Genomic DNA, 14,753 nt, shown 5'->3' on the forward strand with positions numbered 1-14,753 from the left:
GCTGGCCCCGCTGCAGGGCTCAAGCTGTCATGTTGCAGCTTGGAGTGGTTGGGGTGGGATGTGGGTATGCCAGTAGGAGTTGCGCAGCGGTTTGCGGCGCGGGTCGATGTAGTCCGGCGGGGTGAACCAGGGGATGCCGTCGACGACGTTGATCTGCCAGTTGCCTTGCTCGATCAGGTCGTGGTGGAGCAGGCACAGGCACACCCCGTTGTTGACGTCGGTGCGGCCGCCGGCCCACCAGGGGATGATGTGGTGCGCTTCGGTCCAGAACGCGGGCATGCTGCACCCCGGGAAGGCGCAGCCCTTGTCCCGGGCGACCAGTGCCCGGCGGATGGCGCGGTTGAAGAACCGTTGCGACCGGCCCAAATCCAGGATCTCGCCCTCGGATCCGAGGACGGCCGGGATGATCTCGGCGTCGCAGGCCATGCGCCGGACCGTGGTGGCCGAGACCGGGCCGTTGAAGACCGCGCTGCCGCCGCCGGAGAGCAGTCCGGCCAGTTGGTCGTATCCGGTGGTGACGATCACCTGGGTGCGGTGCCCGCCCGAGTCCGGAAGCCTGCCGGTGTTCAGCGCGATCCGGCAGGCCCCGACCAGGCCCGCGAGCAGCTTCTGCGCCCGGGTGGCCTCATCCATCGCCTCCACCACGGCCGGATCCACACCGGCGAAACTATCGCTGCCGGCTTCGGCCCCGGAGGACAGATCGCCCCTCACGCCGGTTATGTCGCCGCGGTCAGCCTCAGCGGCACCGGCTCCGCCCCTGCCTACCTCCGTGGTACCGGCGCTGGGACCGGTGCCTGTTCCGGTTCCGGTTCCGGGAACATCATGGTTACCGCCGCCGTTGGCCGTGCCGGCGACCGTGGTTCCGCCGCCTGCGGTGTGGGACTCCCCAGAACCGGCCGGGCCCGCGTCGGACGGGCTGTCGGCGGCAGGGTCGGTGGCGGCGGTTTCGATGGCGTCGGGGCGGATCCGCGGGTTGGCGGCGCTGTTCATCACGGTGGCGAGGGCTTCGTACTGGGCGTCGGTGGTGTTGATGACGAACTGGTGCAGCCCGCGGCGCCGGCCGCGGTAGAACATGCCCTGCCGGGCCCGCAGTTCCTCCTCGGACGGTTCGGCACCGTCCTGGTCGACAGCGGTTTCCCACGTCCTGGCCACCATCACCAGGGTGTCCGCATCGGCGTCCACGGCCTGCCGGACCAGCGACGCTTCCATCGCCTGCAACGCCTCCGGAGTGCCGGCGTGGCGGGCCCGGTCCAGGGAATCAACCACCAGCGCCGCGGCCTGGCCGCTGACCTCCCCGCCGGCCATGGCCTCGGCCAAGACCGGCAACGCCGGCGCACCCGGTTCCCCGTCCAACCGCACCGGCGCGGTGATCGCCTTGCCGACCCGCAGCCGGCGCCGCGCCTCGACAATCCCGACCCCCAACCGGGAGCGCAGATACTCCGCCGTGTTCGCGAACTCCGTCTTGCGGCGGCGCCGCACCTGCTGCGACCCGGACCCCTCCGGGGCAGCGGCGTCCGCGCCGCCGGTGCTGATCGCCGCCGCCGGGTCCGCCCACTCCCCCGCCCCCTCCGTCCCCGAAGCTGCGTCACCGGGCTCTGCGCCGGCGGCGGCGCTTGCTCCGAGTCCTGCCGTCGAGTGTTCCCCGTTGGCGGCGATGTCCGCCCGCTCCACCGCGTGGGCGCCGACCGCCTGCAGGAACTCCACGAGCTTCGAAACGCCCTCGACCGCCGCCACTGTGTTGGCCAGGTCCCGGGTAGACAGGGACACCGCCTCGGCCGGTAAGCGGTCGGCGGCATCCTGCAGCAGGACAAACGCCTGGACCAGAGATGCTTCGATCTCCCCGGTGCGGTCCAACGGTGCAAGAGCCATACCACAATTTTATTCGTACACACATTCGATAGCCATCAAAAGGCCTCATTGTGTAGGAATAGTGGCACGGCATTTTGAGACCCGGTTAGGGAAAACCTGCCAACCGGGAATCGGCGTGCGCCCCGACTGCGAGGAGCGCTGATTACTGCGGCGCCAACCAAGGCGCGCGGCACAGCCACCAACTACCGAGAGTCCGCCGACCAACAACAAACCCACGTACCTTGACGTGGCTCTCGCCACAGGCCATGATGGATCATATACGATTTCGTACTTCACAGGAGGATGCTTTGTCCGAAGCCAACGTCACCCAGTCCGCGGGCACGCTGCAAACGGTGGATACCCAGATCCTGGAGGACGCCGGCAAGGTGCTGGCCGTACACCTGTCCTACAACTCCCGGGCGGCACAGCGCGGACGGGTTCCGGCGCACCCCTCCTACTTCATGAAGGCTTCCTCCTCGCTGGCCCTCTCGGGCGGCACCGTGGAGCGCCCCGCGGGCACCGAACTGCTGGCCTTCGAGGGCGAGATTGCCCTGATCATCGGCAAGCCTGCCCGCCGCATCAGCATCGAAGAAGCCTGGGACCATGTGGGCCACGTGACCGCCAGCAACGACCTGGGCGTCTACGACATCAAGTACGCGGACAAGGGCTCCAATGTCCGCTCCAAGTCCGGCGACGGCTTTACGCCGATCGGCCCGGCCCTGCTGCCCGCGGCGTCGGTCAACCCGGACGCCCTCCGGATCCGCACCTGGGTCAACGGCGAGGTGGTCCAGGACGACACCACCGCGGGCCTGATCTTCTCCTTCGCCCGGATTGTCGCCGACCTCTCGCAACTGATGACGCTGCACCCGGGGGACGTCATCCTCACCGGAACTCCGGCCGGCTCCTCCGTGATCGTGCCGGGCGACGTCGTCGAGGTCGAGGTCTCCGACGAAGCCGCCGGGCTGAGCACCGGCCGCCTCTCGACCACGGTCACCCAGGGCGATGCGGAATTCGCGTCCTTCGGCAACACCCCCAAGATCACCGACACCGACCGAATCGATGCCTTCGGCAGCGAGGAAGCGGCCGGGCTGGCGCCGGCAATCACCGGCAAGTCCGCGCTGACCGAGGACGTCAAGGCCAAGCTGCTGTCGGTCGCCACCGCCACCATCTCCGGCGCGCTGCGGAAGCGCGGGCTGAACAATGTCAGCGTCGACGGACTGCTGGCCACCAAGCCGGGCCAGAAGGTCATCGGCACCGCCCGTACCCTGCGCTACGTACCCAACCGCGAGGACCTGTTCAAGTCACACGGCGGCGGTTACAACGCGCAGAAGCGCATCATCGACGCGCTTGGCCCGGGCGAGATCCTGGTCATGGAGGCCCGGGGCGAGAAGGGCTCCGGAACCCTCGGCGACATCCTCGCCCTGCGCTCCCAAGTGCGCGGCGCCGAGGCCATCATTACCGACGGCGGCGTCCGCGACCTTTCCGAGGTCGCAGCGCTGGACATCCCGACGTTCTACAACAGCGCCCACCCGGCGGTGCTGGGACGCAAGCACGTGCCCTGGGACACCGACGTGACGGTCGCCTGCGGCGGCACCACCATCCAGCCCGGTGACATCATCGTCGCCGACGACAACGGCATCCTCGTGATCCCGCCGGCCCTGGCCGCCGAGATCGCGGACGAGGTCGTCGAACAGGAACGCCAGGACAGCTTCGTCTTCGAGATGGTCAAGGAAGGCCACAAGATCGAAGGCCTGTTCCCGATGAACGCCGAATGGCGCGCACGCTACGAGGCATGGGTCGCGGAGCAGCCGAAGTGACCACCCTGGCCCCCAGCAAGTCGGAACAGGCCTACGAGCTGCTGCACGAGCGGATCGCCAAGGGCGAGCTGGTGCCCGGCTACCGGCTGGTCCTCGGGACCATCGCGGCGGAGCTCGGCTGCAGCACCGTGCCGGTGCGCGAGGCGATCCGCCGGCTGGAGGCCGAGGGCCTGGTGACGTTCGAGCGCAACATAGGGGCGACGGTCGCGGCCGTCGACGCCGAGCTGTACCTGCACACCATGCAGACGCTGGCCGTGATCGAGGGCGCGGCGACGGCCCTGGCCGCGCCGCTGCTCTCCGCCGTCGACCTGGCCGAGGCGCGCGCGGTCAACGCCGAGCTGCGCCGCTGCCTGGAGGACTTCGATCCGCGCCGGTTCACCCAGCTCAACGACCGGTTCCACGCCGGGCTGTACGAACGCTGCCCGAACCCGCACATCCTGGACCTGGTGCACCGGGGCTGGAACCGGCTCAACGCCATGCGGGCCTCCAGCTTCAGCCACATCCCCGGCCGCGCCCGCTCCTCCGTCGAGGAACACGAGCATCTGCTGGATTTGATCGACGCCGGTGCCAGCACCGGCGAGGTGGAGAAGGCGGCCCGGGCACACCGGACCAACACGCTCAACGCCTACCTGGCCGCGGACGGTTTGCCGCCCTCGCCCCTGTAGGCCGTGCCCGCAGCCGACGGCGACACCCCGCCGTCGGCGGCCAAGCACCACACACAGCCCAGACCTCACCGACTACCGACCATTCAACCCCCATGGAAAGGACCATCATGGCCGAGCACTTTGTCCCGGACAACCTGCCCACCCACCTGCAGCACTACATCGGCGGCAAGCTTGTCGACTCCATCGACGGCGACACCTTCGACGTGCTGGACCCGGTCACCAACAAGCCGTACATCAAGGCTGCCTCCGGCAAGGTAGCCGACGTCGCCGCGGCCGTTGCCGCCGCCAAGGACGCCTTCGAGAACGGCCCCTGGCCCACCATGCTGCCGCGCCAGCGCTCCCGCGTGCTGCACAAGGTCGCCGACATCGTCGAGTCCCGTGGCCAGGAACTGGCCGAGATGGAGTGCTTCGACACCGGGCTGCCCATCAAGCAGGCCCTGGGCCAGGCCCAGCGTGCGGCGGAGAACTTCCGTTTCTTCGCCGACCTCATCGTCGCCCAGCACGACGACGCCTTCAAGGTTCCCGGCCGCCAGGCCAACTACGTCAACCGCAAGCCCATCGGCGTCGCGGGCCTGATCACGCCATGGAACACGCCGTTCATGCTGGAGTCCTGGAAGCTCGGCCCGGCGCTGGCGACCGGCAACACCGTGGTCCTGAAGCCGGCCGAGTTCACCCCGCTCTCCGCGTCCCTGTGGCCGGGGATCTTCGAAGAAGCCGGCCTGCCCGAGGGCGTCTTCAACATCGTCCACGGCTACGGCGAGGAAGGCTTCGCCGGCGACTCCCTGGTCAAGCACCCGGACGTTCCGCTGATCTCCTTCACGGGCGAGTCCCGCACGGGCCAGATCATCTTCGCGAACGCCGCCCCGTACCTGAAGGGCCTGTCCATGGAGCTGGGCGGCAAGTCCCCCGCCGTCGTCTTCGAGGATGCCGACCTGGAGGCCGCCATCGATGCGACCATCTTCGGCGTCTTCTCCCTCAACGGCGAACGCTGCACCGCGGGCTCGCGCATCCTGGTCCAGCGGAGCATCTACGACGAATTCGTCGAGCGCTACTCCGCCCAGGCGAAGCGGGTCAAGGTCGGCCTCCCGCACGAGGAGACGACGGAGGTCGGCGCCCTGGTCCACCCGGAGCACTTCGAGAAGGTCATGTCCTACGTGGAAATCGGCAAGCAGGAGGCCCGCCTGACCGCCGGCGGCGGCCGCCCCGCGGAGTTCCCGGAGGGCAACTTCATCCAGCCCACCGTCTTCGCCGACGTGGCACCGGACGCCCGGATCTTCCAGGAGGAAATCTTCGGGCCGGTCGTGGCCATCACCCCGTTCGACACGGACGAGGAGGCCCTCGAACTGGCCAACAACACCAAGTACGGTCTGGCCGCCTACATCTGGACGAACGACCTGAAGCGGTCCCACAACTTCGCCCAGAATGTCGAGGCCGGGATGGTGTGGCTGAACTCCAACAACGTCCGCGACCTGCGCACCCCGTTTGGCGGCGTGAAGGCGTCCGGCCTGGGGCACGAGGGCGGCTACCGCTCCATCGACTTCTACACCGACCAGCAGGCCGTGCACATCAACCTCGGCGAGGTGCACAACCCGGTCTTCGGCAAGGCCGAAGACGCCGCCGCCATCCCGGACGCCTAACCTACCCCTACCGCTCGAAGGAGAGAATTATGAGCAACGAAATCCCCAAGCCCTCGGTTCCGGCCCCGGACATCCTGCGCTGCGCCTACATGGAGATCGTGGTCACCGACCTGGCGAAGTCGCGCGCCTTCTACGTGGACCTGCTGGGCCTGCACGTGACCTACGAAGACGACGAGGCGATCTACCTGCGCTCGTTCGAAGAGTTCATCCACCACAACCTGGTGCTGCGCAAGGGCCCGATCGCCGCGGTGGCGGCCTTCGCCTACCGCGTGCGTTCCCCGGAGGACGTGGACCGCGCCGAGGCCTACTACAAGGAGCTGGGCTGCCGGACCGAGCGCCGCAAGGAAGGCTTCGTCAAGGGCATCGGGGACTCGCTGCGGGTGGAGGATCCGCTGGGCTTCCCGTACGAGTTCTTCCACGAGGTGGACCACGTGGAGCGCCTGCACATGCGCTACGACCTCTACTCCGCCGGCGAACTGGTGCGCCTGGACCACTTCAACCAGGTCACCCCGGACGTCCCGCGCGGCCGCAAGTACCTGGAGGACCTGGGCTTCCGCGTCACCGAGGACATCAAGGACTCCGACGGCGTGACCTACGCCGCCTGGATGCACCGCAAGGGCACCGTGCACGACACCGCCCTGACCGGCGGCAACGGCCCGCGCATGCACCACGTTGCCTTCTCCACGCATGAGAAGCACAACATCATCCAGATCTGCGACAAGATGGGCGCGCTGCGCATGTCCGACCGGATCGAACGCGGCCCGGGCCGCCACGGCGTCTCCAACGCGTTCTACCTGTACATCCTGGATCCGGACGGCCACCGCGTGGAGATCTACACCCAGGACTACTACACCGGCGATCCGGACAACCCCGTTATCACCTGGGACGTGCACGACAACCAGCGCCGCGACTGGTGGGGCAACCCGGTGGTCCCGTCCTGGTACACCGAGGCCTCTCTGGTGCTGGACCTTGACGGCAACCCGCAGGAAGTCGTCGAGCGCACCGACAACTCCGAGATGGAGGTGACCATCGGCGCCGACGGGTTCTCCTTCACCCGTGAGGACGACGAGGACGGCACCTTCCGCGGCCAGGCGTCGAAGGGCTTCAAGATCGGCAACCAGGTCTAGTCCCGGTCCTCGACCACATGACGACGCCGCTGGGCGGCTTCCGCTGGGAAGCCGCCCAGCGGCGTCTGTGGCCTTGCCCGCCCCGCCGCCGGATGCCACACTGGCACCTAAATGCGGTGCCGGCGCCCGGCCGACTGGGCCGTCCCGGGTGCCGACCGTTCCAGGGGATGGGGGAAACGGCGTGAATATTCTCCGCACCGTCGTTGCACGGATAGAACGAACCGAGGCTCTGGACAAGATTGCCGAGCCCGTGGCCGGACTGGTGGGCAGGCTGGTTAGTCCCCGGCCCGTCCGGAACATTCTCAGCGGCAGCTTCGTGGGTCATCCGCTGCATCCGCTCCTGACCGACTTTCCCATCGGGGCCTGGACCATGTCCACGCTGCTGGACACGGTGGGCGGCCGCCGTTCCGAGCCCGCGGCCGACCTCCTGGTCGCCGCCGGAATCCTCACCGCCGTACCCACGGCCTGGGCCGGGCTCAACGACTGGTCGGATACCCAGGGCGAGGACCGCCGGCTCGGCATCGTGCACGCCGCATCAAACTCGGCGGCGCTGGTGTGCTTCGCCGCCTCCTTCCTGGCCCGCCGCGGCGAGCGCCGGGGGTTGGCCAAGGTGCTCGCGCTGGGCGGCTTCGGGCTGGTGATGTCCGGCGGCTACCTGGGTGGTCACCTGAGCTACGCGCGCGGCGTCAACGTCAACCACACGGCGTGGCGGAAAGGTCCCGTCGAGTGGACCCCCGTCCTGGCGGAGAGCGAACTGGCCGAGGGCCGGCCGCAGCTGGCGCACGCCGGAGACGTGTCGCTGGTCCTGTATCGCAGCGATGGCACCGTCCGGGCGCTGGACAGCGTCTGCAGCCACATGGGCGGGCCGCTGGCTGAGGGACAGGTCGACGACGGGTGCATCACCTGCCCCTGGCACGGCAGCCGGTTCCGCCTGGCTGACGGCAGCATCGTCAGGGGCCCAGCCAGCTCCGAGCAGCCGGCCTACGAAACACGCGTCCGCGAGGGGCAGGTCGAGGTCCGGCTGAGCTGACCGGCTCAGCCCCGCGGAGACCGCGGCGTGGACCCGCGGGAGGCGCGGGAGGCGCGGCGGGCGTCGGTTCCGGCGATGACGAGCGTGGCAACAACGGACGCGGCGGTGACGGCCAGTCCGGCGGTGATCGCCCCGGTCCAGCCTGATTGGGCCTGGACGGAAAAGGCGACGGCGGTGATCACCGCGATGCCCACGGCGGTGCCGATGCGCTGCGCGGTCTGGAGCACTCCCCCGGCGCTCCCCGCGTACTCCAACGACACGTCGGCCAGGGTCAGCGTCTGGTTGGGGGTGATAATGAGGCCCTGCGCCATGCCGATGAGCGACAGCGTCAGCAGCATCCACCAGATGCTGAGCAGCCCGGCTGCCTCCAGTTGGATGACGGCGATGGTCAGCGCCAGCCCCAGCAACGCGCAGAGGATCCCGACGACGATCATCTGCCGCCCCCGCTCCAGCACCCGCTTGCCGGACCAGTGCGACGAATAGGCGCCGATCAGCGCGGCGGGCAGCCCGATCAGCCCCGCCTCCAGCGCGCTGCCGCCCAGCCCCTGCTGGATGTAGAGCGCCACCAGCACCCAGACGCTGGTCACGCCCATGAAGTACAGGCCGGCGATCAAGGACCCGGCGGAGAAGCTGTGGGTACGGAAGATCCGCAGGTCGACCATCGGGCTGCGCCCGCGGTGGCGGTAGGCATGTTCCCACCACGCCCACAGCGCCAGCAGTCCCGCGCCGCCGGGAAGCAGCAGCCAGATCCATGCACCGCTCCCGCGTTCGACGAAGGGCAGCAGCAGCGCCAGCACGGCCAGGCCCAGCAGCACGGCGCCGACGGGATCGAGGTCACGTTCGGGCTTGGCTGCCCGGGGTTCGCCGCCGGCGCCTTCGCGGTCTTCTGCCCCGGGAGAGTCAACCTCTCTGCGCCGCGGCTTGAACCACATCAGCGCCAGCACGATGGCCAGGACCCCGACCGGTACATTCACGAGGAAGGTCCAGCGCCACCCGTCCTGGACACCGGCGAACTCAATGATCATTCCGCCCAGGAGGGGCCCGACGGCAACCGAAACGCCAATCACGCTGCCGAGCGCCCCGAAGGCACGGCCGCGTTCCGCCCCGCGGAAATACTGCTGGATCATCCCCACCGCCTGCGGATTCAGCAGGCCCGACCCCAGGCCCTGCACAAAGCGCGTGATGTTCAGGCTGAGCGGGTCCGGAGCGAGTCCGGCGGCCACCGAGGAAAGCGTGAAGAGCGCGACGCCGGCGATGAACAGCGGGCCGCGGCCCAAAATATCGCCCGCGCGGCCGGCGGCCACCAGCACCACACCAAAAGTCAGCGCATAGCCGGAGAGCACCCACTGCAGGTCCGAGTCCGACGCGCCCAGCCCGATTTGGATGGACGGCAGCACCACGTTGACGATGCTGACGCTCACCAGCGACATGAAGATGGCCACCAGCAGCACGGCCAGGATCCGCCAACGGCCGGGGTCCGGCACGAAGCCGGACTCGACGCCGTCGGGGCTGGCCGGTCGGGGCGCGGAACGGTTCTCTGGAACGGAGTCGGAGGCTTGGGTCACCTACCATTCATACGCCGGGACGGGTCCGCTGCCAAACCGTGGGAGCCTGGGCGACAGCCGCGTTAAACGAAAGAGCCGGAGCGGCAGGCGTTGGGGGAATCCTGCGGGTCCGGCTCTTCCACGCCCGGACCCAAGTCCGGCCGAAGCGATGCGGGCCCCCGTTCCGAGCCCCACCGTTGTCACGAGCATATCCCTCGGGCAACCGGCCCGCGATGGGGAGAACTACCCATGCAGGTTAAGCGGTCTATCAGAACTGTTGAGCTATAGCCGTTTCGTCGGGCCGGCGACCTTCCGCCAGGTTGCGTTCCGCCGCCGCGGCGGGCGTCCGCTCCCCCTCGCGACCCGGGAAACGCAAGAGGATACTGAAACCGTGGGACTGTCGAGCGGAGCACCTGCCCCTTTCGCCGATCGGCCCGATGCCGCCCGGCAACTGGCGGCCGAGCTGGCAGCATACCGCGGCCGCGACGACGTCACCGTGCTGGGCCTGGCGCGCGGCGGCGTCCCGGTGGCCGCGGTGCTGGCCAAAGAACTGGCCGCCGACTTCGACGCGCTCATCGTCCGCAAACTAGGCATCCCGGGCCAGCCGGAGGTCGCCTTCGGTGCCTTGGCCGCCCACGGCGGGCACACCGCCGTCGTCATGGTGGAACCGATACTGGCAGAACTGCGCCGCCGCAATTACAGCGAACAGCGGCTGCAGGAGGTCCAGGACAGGGAACGTGCGGAACTGAAGCGGCGGCAGGAAGCGTATCTCCAGGGCCGGACGGCAGAGGTCCGCGGCCGGACCACCATCCTCTGCGACGACGGGTTGGCCACCGGCGCCACCATGAAGGCCGCGATCAACGCCGTCCGGCAGAGCGACCCCCGCGAGATCGTCGTCGCGGTGCCGGTGGGTCCGCCGCAGGCCTGTGCCGAGCTCGAGAAACTGGCCGATGCCGTGATCTGCCTGCGCCAGCCGCGCAACTTCAGGGCCGTCGGCGAGGCCTACCAGTACTTCGGCCAGGTCAGCGACGACGAGGTCTTGGCAGCCCTGCCCCGGTAGCGGCTGCCGCCGGCAGGTTAAAGAACAGCGGACCGCTGCCGGGTGCAATTACCCGACGGCGGCCCGCTGCCCTGAGCTGGCGCTGCTTGGAAGAGGTCAGTGCGCCTCGGGATGCCGCTTTAGGTGCTCGATCTCAGGGTCGATGGCCCGAAGGTTCGCGCCCTTGGTTTCCTTGACCACGGACACCGCGACCAGCGAGATCACGCACAGCACCATGATGTAGATGCCGATCGAAATCGTGCTGCCGGTCTGGCCCAGCAGCAGTTCGGCGATCATCGGGGCGAACGCGCCGCCGAGGATGGCGCCGATGGCATAGCCGATGGAGACGCCGGAGTACCGTACGTTGGCCGGGAACATCTCCGCGTACAGGGCGGACTGGGGACCGTACGACAGGCCCAGGCCGATGGTCAGGACAAACATGGCGATGCCCATCAGCACGATGCTCGCCGTGTCGATCAGCATGAACATCGGAATCTGCCAGAGCAGCACCCAGACGTAGCCGATCTGGAACGTGCGGATCCGCCCGATCTTGTCGGAGAGGATGCCGCCGTACATGGTGAAGGCCAGCCAGCCGAAGGCCGCCAGGGTCGTCGCCAGGAGCACGGACGGGCGGTGCATGCCCAGGCCGCCGGCCTCGACATCCTTGGTGGCGTACGAGGCGAAGAACGCGATCAGCAGGTAGCCGGCGGCGTTGTTGGCAATGAAGATTAGCGCGGTGAGGATGACCTGCTTCCAGTTGTGCCGGAACAGCAGGCGCAGCGGGGCCGCAGATTCCTTCTTGCGGTCCTGCATCTCCTTGAACACCGGGGACTCGTCCACGGCGCGCCGGATGATGTAGCCGACCACGATCAGCACGATTGAGAACAGGAACGGAATACGCCATCCCCAGGCCAGGAACTGCTCCTCGCTCATCACGGTCGTGAGCAGCCACATCACGCCGGTGGCCAGGATCATGCCGCAGGGAACACCGATCTGCGGGTAGGCGCCGAAGAAGCCGCGCTTGTTGATAGGCGCGTGCTCGACGGACATCAGGGCAGCGCCGCCCCATTCACCGCCGGCCGAGAAGCCCTGCAGGATACGGAGCACCACCAGCAGGATCGGAGCCGTGATGCCGATCTGGTCGTAGGTCGGCAGCAGACCGATCAGCGCCGTCGCCACGCCCATCAGCATCAGCGTAAAGACCAGCATCAGCTTCCGACCCATCCGGTCGCCGAGATGGCCGGCGACAATGGCGCCGAGCGGGCGGAACAGGAAGCTGATACCCAGCGACGCCCAGGCTACGATCTGCGCCAGGCCGGCGCTCTCCTGGGACAGCGGCGCAAAGTACAACGTAGCCAGCACCAGGCCGGCGGCTTGCGCGTAAATGAAGAAGTCGTACCACTCGATAGTGGTGCCGACCAAGGTGCCGGCGAGCACCTTGCGCTCTTCACGGCGGGCTGCTGGGCTGAGGTTGCCTGCCAGCTCTTCTGACGTTGACATATTTTCTCCGTTGAATTCACAGAACGGTTACCGAACGGTCGGTAATGTGACTGGAGCCATACTACCGGACAGTGACGGGCCACACATAGCGCCGCCATATCATTTCCATAACGCCCCGTCTACCGGATTGCGGCAGAACCGCGCTCCCCCTTGCAGGAACGGCGCCTCCCCGCGCGGACCACGGGCAGCCCCGGTGGCGGCGCAGGCCTAGCGGTAGCCGGCAGCACCGCCCGTGGCGTTCTATAGTTGGACGCTTTGTCCCGATATAGAACAATGGGACCTGTGAGAACCGGCACAAGCACTGTGGCCGGTTCCCGCCGCAACTCCCGTGCAGGACTTTTCCAGAGGATGTACCGATGAGCCAGACCCCCATCAAACCCGCCCCGGCGCACTCGCAGACCCTGTCGCGCGGCATCAGGGCCCTGGAGATCCTGGCGGAGGCGCCGTCGCCGATGACGATCGCCGAGTTGTCCGACGCGTTGGGAGTGCACCGGTCGGTCGCCTACCGGATCCTGCGCACGCTCGAGGACCATTCGCTGCTGATGCGCGATTCGGCCGGCAGGGTGCAGGCGGGGCCGGGCCTGGCCGCCCTCGCCCGGGGTGTTTCGCGGGACCTGCAGTCGGCGGCGCTGCCGGAGCTGACAGCACTGGCCAACGACCTGATGATGACGGCCTTTATCGCGGTCTGGGACCAGCACGACTGCGTGACGCTGCTGACCGTGGAGCCGCGGCATACGACGGCGCTGGTGCAGCGTCCGGGCACCCGGCATTCCTTCGCGGCGGGAGCCCCGGGCATCGCCATCCAGTCGGCCCTGACCCGGGACCAGTGGGAGCAGCATGCTCCGGGACAGCCGATCCGCCCGGAGGCCCGGCTCGCCAAGGATGCCGGGTATGCCATCAGCCATGACGAGGTCATCCCCGGCGTCTCGTCGGTGGCCGTGCCGGTCACCGTCCCGGGCCAGCTCCCGGCTGCCGTGGCCGTGGTCTATATCCGGACCGACACTCCTGATGAGCAAATTGCGGAGGCACTGAAGCGCTCAGCCGCGGTCATCGAGGCGGAGCTGCACTGAGCCCGGCCCCGCCCCGCGGCGGCGAATGGCTGCGGCAGCAGGCGGGCGGCCCGCATCAGGCGGGCGGCGGTCAGGCGCCTCGGCGGTCAGGCGTCCCGGCGCCGGACGACGGCGGCAGCGACCAGGCCAAGCACCAGCAGCATGGCTGAGGCGGCAATCGACACCAGGAACGCGCCGGAGTGTCCCAGGTTCTCGGCCAGCGCACCGGCTACCGCCGAACCGATGGCAGAGCCGAGGACGACGCCGCTGGCGAGCAGCGTCATCACCGTGCCGAGCCGCTCATCCGGAGCGACCAGGCTTCCGATGCCGTAGATGGTGACCATGGTGGGTCCGACGGGCACGCCGACCACCAGCAGCACGAGAATCATCGGCAGCACTTCGGCGGGCAGCAGCAGCAGGACGCAGAACGCCGTCATCGCCGCCGCGCACACGACCCAGCGGCTCGAATGTTTCCACCGTGCGGGCCAGTAGGCCACGGACAGCGCACCGAAGGCCGACGTCAGGCCCAGCAGCGCATACAGCAAACCGGCGGTGTCGGCCGCGCCGAAGCTGCCGCCGAAGGCACTCAGGGCGTTCTGGGTTGCGCCGAAGAACACGCCCATGGCCACCATCCCCAGCACGGGGATGGCGACCAGCGGCCAATTGATCCGCACCGGCGAGGCCGCCGCGGCGGCTCCGGGATGTGCCTTGACCAGTCCGGGCGTCACCGGGACGACCACACGGTAGGTGGGGTGGACGGCGAAGGCGGTCACCATCGTCACGGTCAGGGCGGCGGCCAGCACGAAGGGCAGCCACGGGGCAATCAGCGCCGCGAGCAGCCCGACCAGGGCCGGTCCGAGCACAAACGTCAGTTCGTCGGCGGTGCTCTCGTAGGACAGCGCCGTGTCCAATACCGGCTTGTCCTTGCGGGTCATCGCCATCCAGCGCACCCTCGCCAGCGGGCCGACCTGGGGACAGGTGGCCCCGACGGCGAAGGACGCGGCAAGTACGGCCACGGGGCCGGCTCCACTGCCTCCGATGTAGACGCAGGTCAGCAGCACGACGATGGCACACGTGTGTGCGGCAGCCGCGACCAGCAGCACGGGCCGCTGACCGACCCGGTCGGCAAGATAGCCGAAGAGCGGCGCGCCGGCGGCCGAGCCGATGCCGACGGCACCCGCTGCGAAACCGCCCGAGGCGTAGGATCCGGTGCTGACGGTGACCAGTGTCAGGGCGCCGACCGTGAGCATCGCCAGCGGCAGCCGGGCAAGGAACCCGATGGCCAGAAAAGAGGCTCCGGCCATCCGTGCCAGCCGCGCGTAGCGGCCGAAGGGGTTTCGGGTCTTGCGACGTCGGCGGCCGGAGGTGTCGTTGCCGGGGGCTTGTTGCTGGGCGGGCGCGCCGGAATCAGAAGCAGTCATCGGTTTTTCCGTTGGTTCGAACCGCGCATCGTCCCGCCTCCCGATGCGCACAACCCGGATAACACAACCATCATAC

At 68.6% G+C, this 14,753-nt stretch carries 11 protein-coding genes; 7 read left to right on the forward strand and 4 right to left on the reverse strand.

Annotation, left to right across the window (positions count from 1 at the left end; all coding sequences use genetic code 11):
• Positions 1 to 27: 27 nt before the first annotated feature.
• Entirely contained in the window at positions 28 to 1,869 is a 1,842-nt protein-coding gene (locus AC5RUP_RS12535) for an HNH endonuclease signature motif containing protein (protein ID WP_494158598.1), read from the reverse strand.
• A gap of 323 nt (positions 1,870 to 2,192) precedes the next feature.
• On the opposite strand from AC5RUP_RS12535, the gene AC5RUP_RS12540 reads away from it, so the two are divergent.
• The 5 genes from AC5RUP_RS12540 (at position 2,193) to AC5RUP_RS12560 (ending at position 8,124) form a co-directional block, all read left to right on the forward strand.
• Positions 2,193 to 3,665, forward strand: a complete 1,473-nt coding sequence (locus tag AC5RUP_RS12540; protein WP_494154961.1) for a fumarylacetoacetate hydrolase family protein — start codon at positions 2,193 to 2,195, stop codon at positions 3,663 to 3,665.
• Positions 3,641 to 4,330 (forward strand): GntR family transcriptional regulator, encoded by a 690-nt coding sequence (locus tag AC5RUP_RS12545; protein ID WP_494067150.1) that lies wholly within the window; start codon positions 3,641 to 3,643, stop codon positions 4,328 to 4,330. The genes AC5RUP_RS12540 and AC5RUP_RS12545 overlap by 25 nt, the downstream gene beginning before the upstream one ends.
• 107 nt (positions 4,331 to 4,437) lie before the next feature.
• On the forward strand, positions 4,438 to 5,967 hold the full coding sequence (gene hpaE / locus AC5RUP_RS12550; RefSeq protein WP_494025654.1) for a 5-carboxymethyl-2-hydroxymuconate semialdehyde dehydrogenase: 1,530 nt from the start codon (positions 4,438 to 4,440) through the stop codon (positions 5,965 to 5,967).
• A 29-nt stretch (positions 5,968 to 5,996) separates the two neighbouring features.
• Positions 5,997 to 7,094, forward strand: a complete 1,098-nt coding sequence (gene hpaD / locus AC5RUP_RS12555) for a 3,4-dihydroxyphenylacetate 2,3-dioxygenase (RefSeq protein WP_494154468.1) — start codon at positions 5,997 to 5,999, stop codon at positions 7,092 to 7,094.
• A 181-nt stretch (positions 7,095 to 7,275) separates the two neighbouring features.
• Positions 7,276 to 8,124: a Rieske (2Fe-2S) protein gene (locus AC5RUP_RS12560; protein WP_494154467.1), complete on the forward strand. Its 849-nt coding sequence runs from the start codon at positions 7,276 to 7,278 to the stop codon at positions 8,122 to 8,124.
• A gap of 5 nt (positions 8,125 to 8,129) precedes the next feature.
• On the opposite strand, the gene AC5RUP_RS12565 is transcribed toward AC5RUP_RS12560, so the two are convergent.
• A complete protein-coding gene (locus AC5RUP_RS12565) occupies positions 8,130 to 9,689 on the reverse strand; it encodes an MFS transporter (protein ID WP_494154466.1) in 1,560 nt (519 codons plus the stop codon).
• A gap of 370 nt (positions 9,690 to 10,059) precedes the next feature.
• Here AC5RUP_RS12565 and AC5RUP_RS12570 point away from each other — a divergent pair, with 370 nt between their 5' ends.
• Positions 10,060 to 10,728 (forward strand): phosphoribosyltransferase, encoded by a 669-nt coding sequence (locus tag AC5RUP_RS12570; protein WP_494158599.1) that lies wholly within the window; start codon positions 10,060 to 10,062, stop codon positions 10,726 to 10,728.
• Positions 10,729 to 10,824: 96 nt separating this feature from the next.
• Here AC5RUP_RS12570 and AC5RUP_RS12575 read toward each other — a convergent pair whose 3' ends face one another.
• Complete coding sequence (locus AC5RUP_RS12575) at positions 10,825 to 12,207, reverse strand: MFS transporter (RefSeq protein ID WP_493979756.1); 1,383 nt, start codon at positions 12,205 to 12,207, stop codon at positions 10,825 to 10,827.
• A 356-nt stretch (positions 12,208 to 12,563) separates the two neighbouring features.
• On the opposite strand from AC5RUP_RS12575, the gene AC5RUP_RS12580 reads away from it, so the two are divergent.
• Positions 12,564 to 13,277: an IclR family transcriptional regulator gene (locus tag AC5RUP_RS12580; RefSeq protein WP_494067155.1), complete on the forward strand. Its 714-nt coding sequence runs from the start codon at positions 12,564 to 12,566 to the stop codon at positions 13,275 to 13,277.
• An 86-nt stretch (positions 13,278 to 13,363) separates the two neighbouring features.
• On the opposite strand, the gene AC5RUP_RS12585 is transcribed toward AC5RUP_RS12580, so the two are convergent.
• Complete coding sequence (locus AC5RUP_RS12585) at positions 13,364 to 14,677, reverse strand: MFS transporter (RefSeq protein ID WP_494154954.1); 1,314 nt, start codon at positions 14,675 to 14,677, stop codon at positions 13,364 to 13,366.
• Positions 14,678 to 14,753 lie beyond the last annotated feature (76 nt).

It is taken from the genome of Arthrobacter sp. Y3223151, assembly GCF_059091125.1.

Excerpts from the sequence above, each read along its gene's own strand:
- AC5RUP_RS12535 (WP_494158598.1), bottom strand. The coding sequence starts at position 1,869 with ATGGCTCTTGCACCGTTGGACCGCACCGGGGAGATCGAAGCATCTCTG.
- AC5RUP_RS12545 (WP_494067150.1), top strand. The coding sequence starts at position 3,641 with ATGGGTCGCGGAGCAGCCGAAGTGACCACCCTGGCCCCCAGCAAGTCG.
- hpaE (WP_494025654.1), top strand. The coding sequence starts at position 4,438 with ATGGCCGAGCACTTTGTCCCGGACAACCTGCCCACCCACCTGCAGCAC.
- hpaD (WP_494154468.1), top strand. The coding sequence starts at position 5,997 with ATGAGCAACGAAATCCCCAAGCCCTCGGTTCCGGCCCCGGACATCCTG.
- AC5RUP_RS12575 (WP_493979756.1), bottom strand. The coding sequence starts at position 12,207 with ATGTCAACGTCAGAAGAGCTGGCAGGCAACCTCAGCCCAGCAGCCCGC.
- AC5RUP_RS12580 (WP_494067155.1), top strand. The coding sequence starts at position 12,564 with ATGAGCCAGACCCCCATCAAACCCGCCCCGGCGCACTCGCAGACCCTG.
- AC5RUP_RS12585 (WP_494154954.1), bottom strand. The coding sequence starts at position 14,677 with ATGACTGCTTCTGATTCCGGCGCGCCCGCCCAGCAACAAGCCCCCGGC.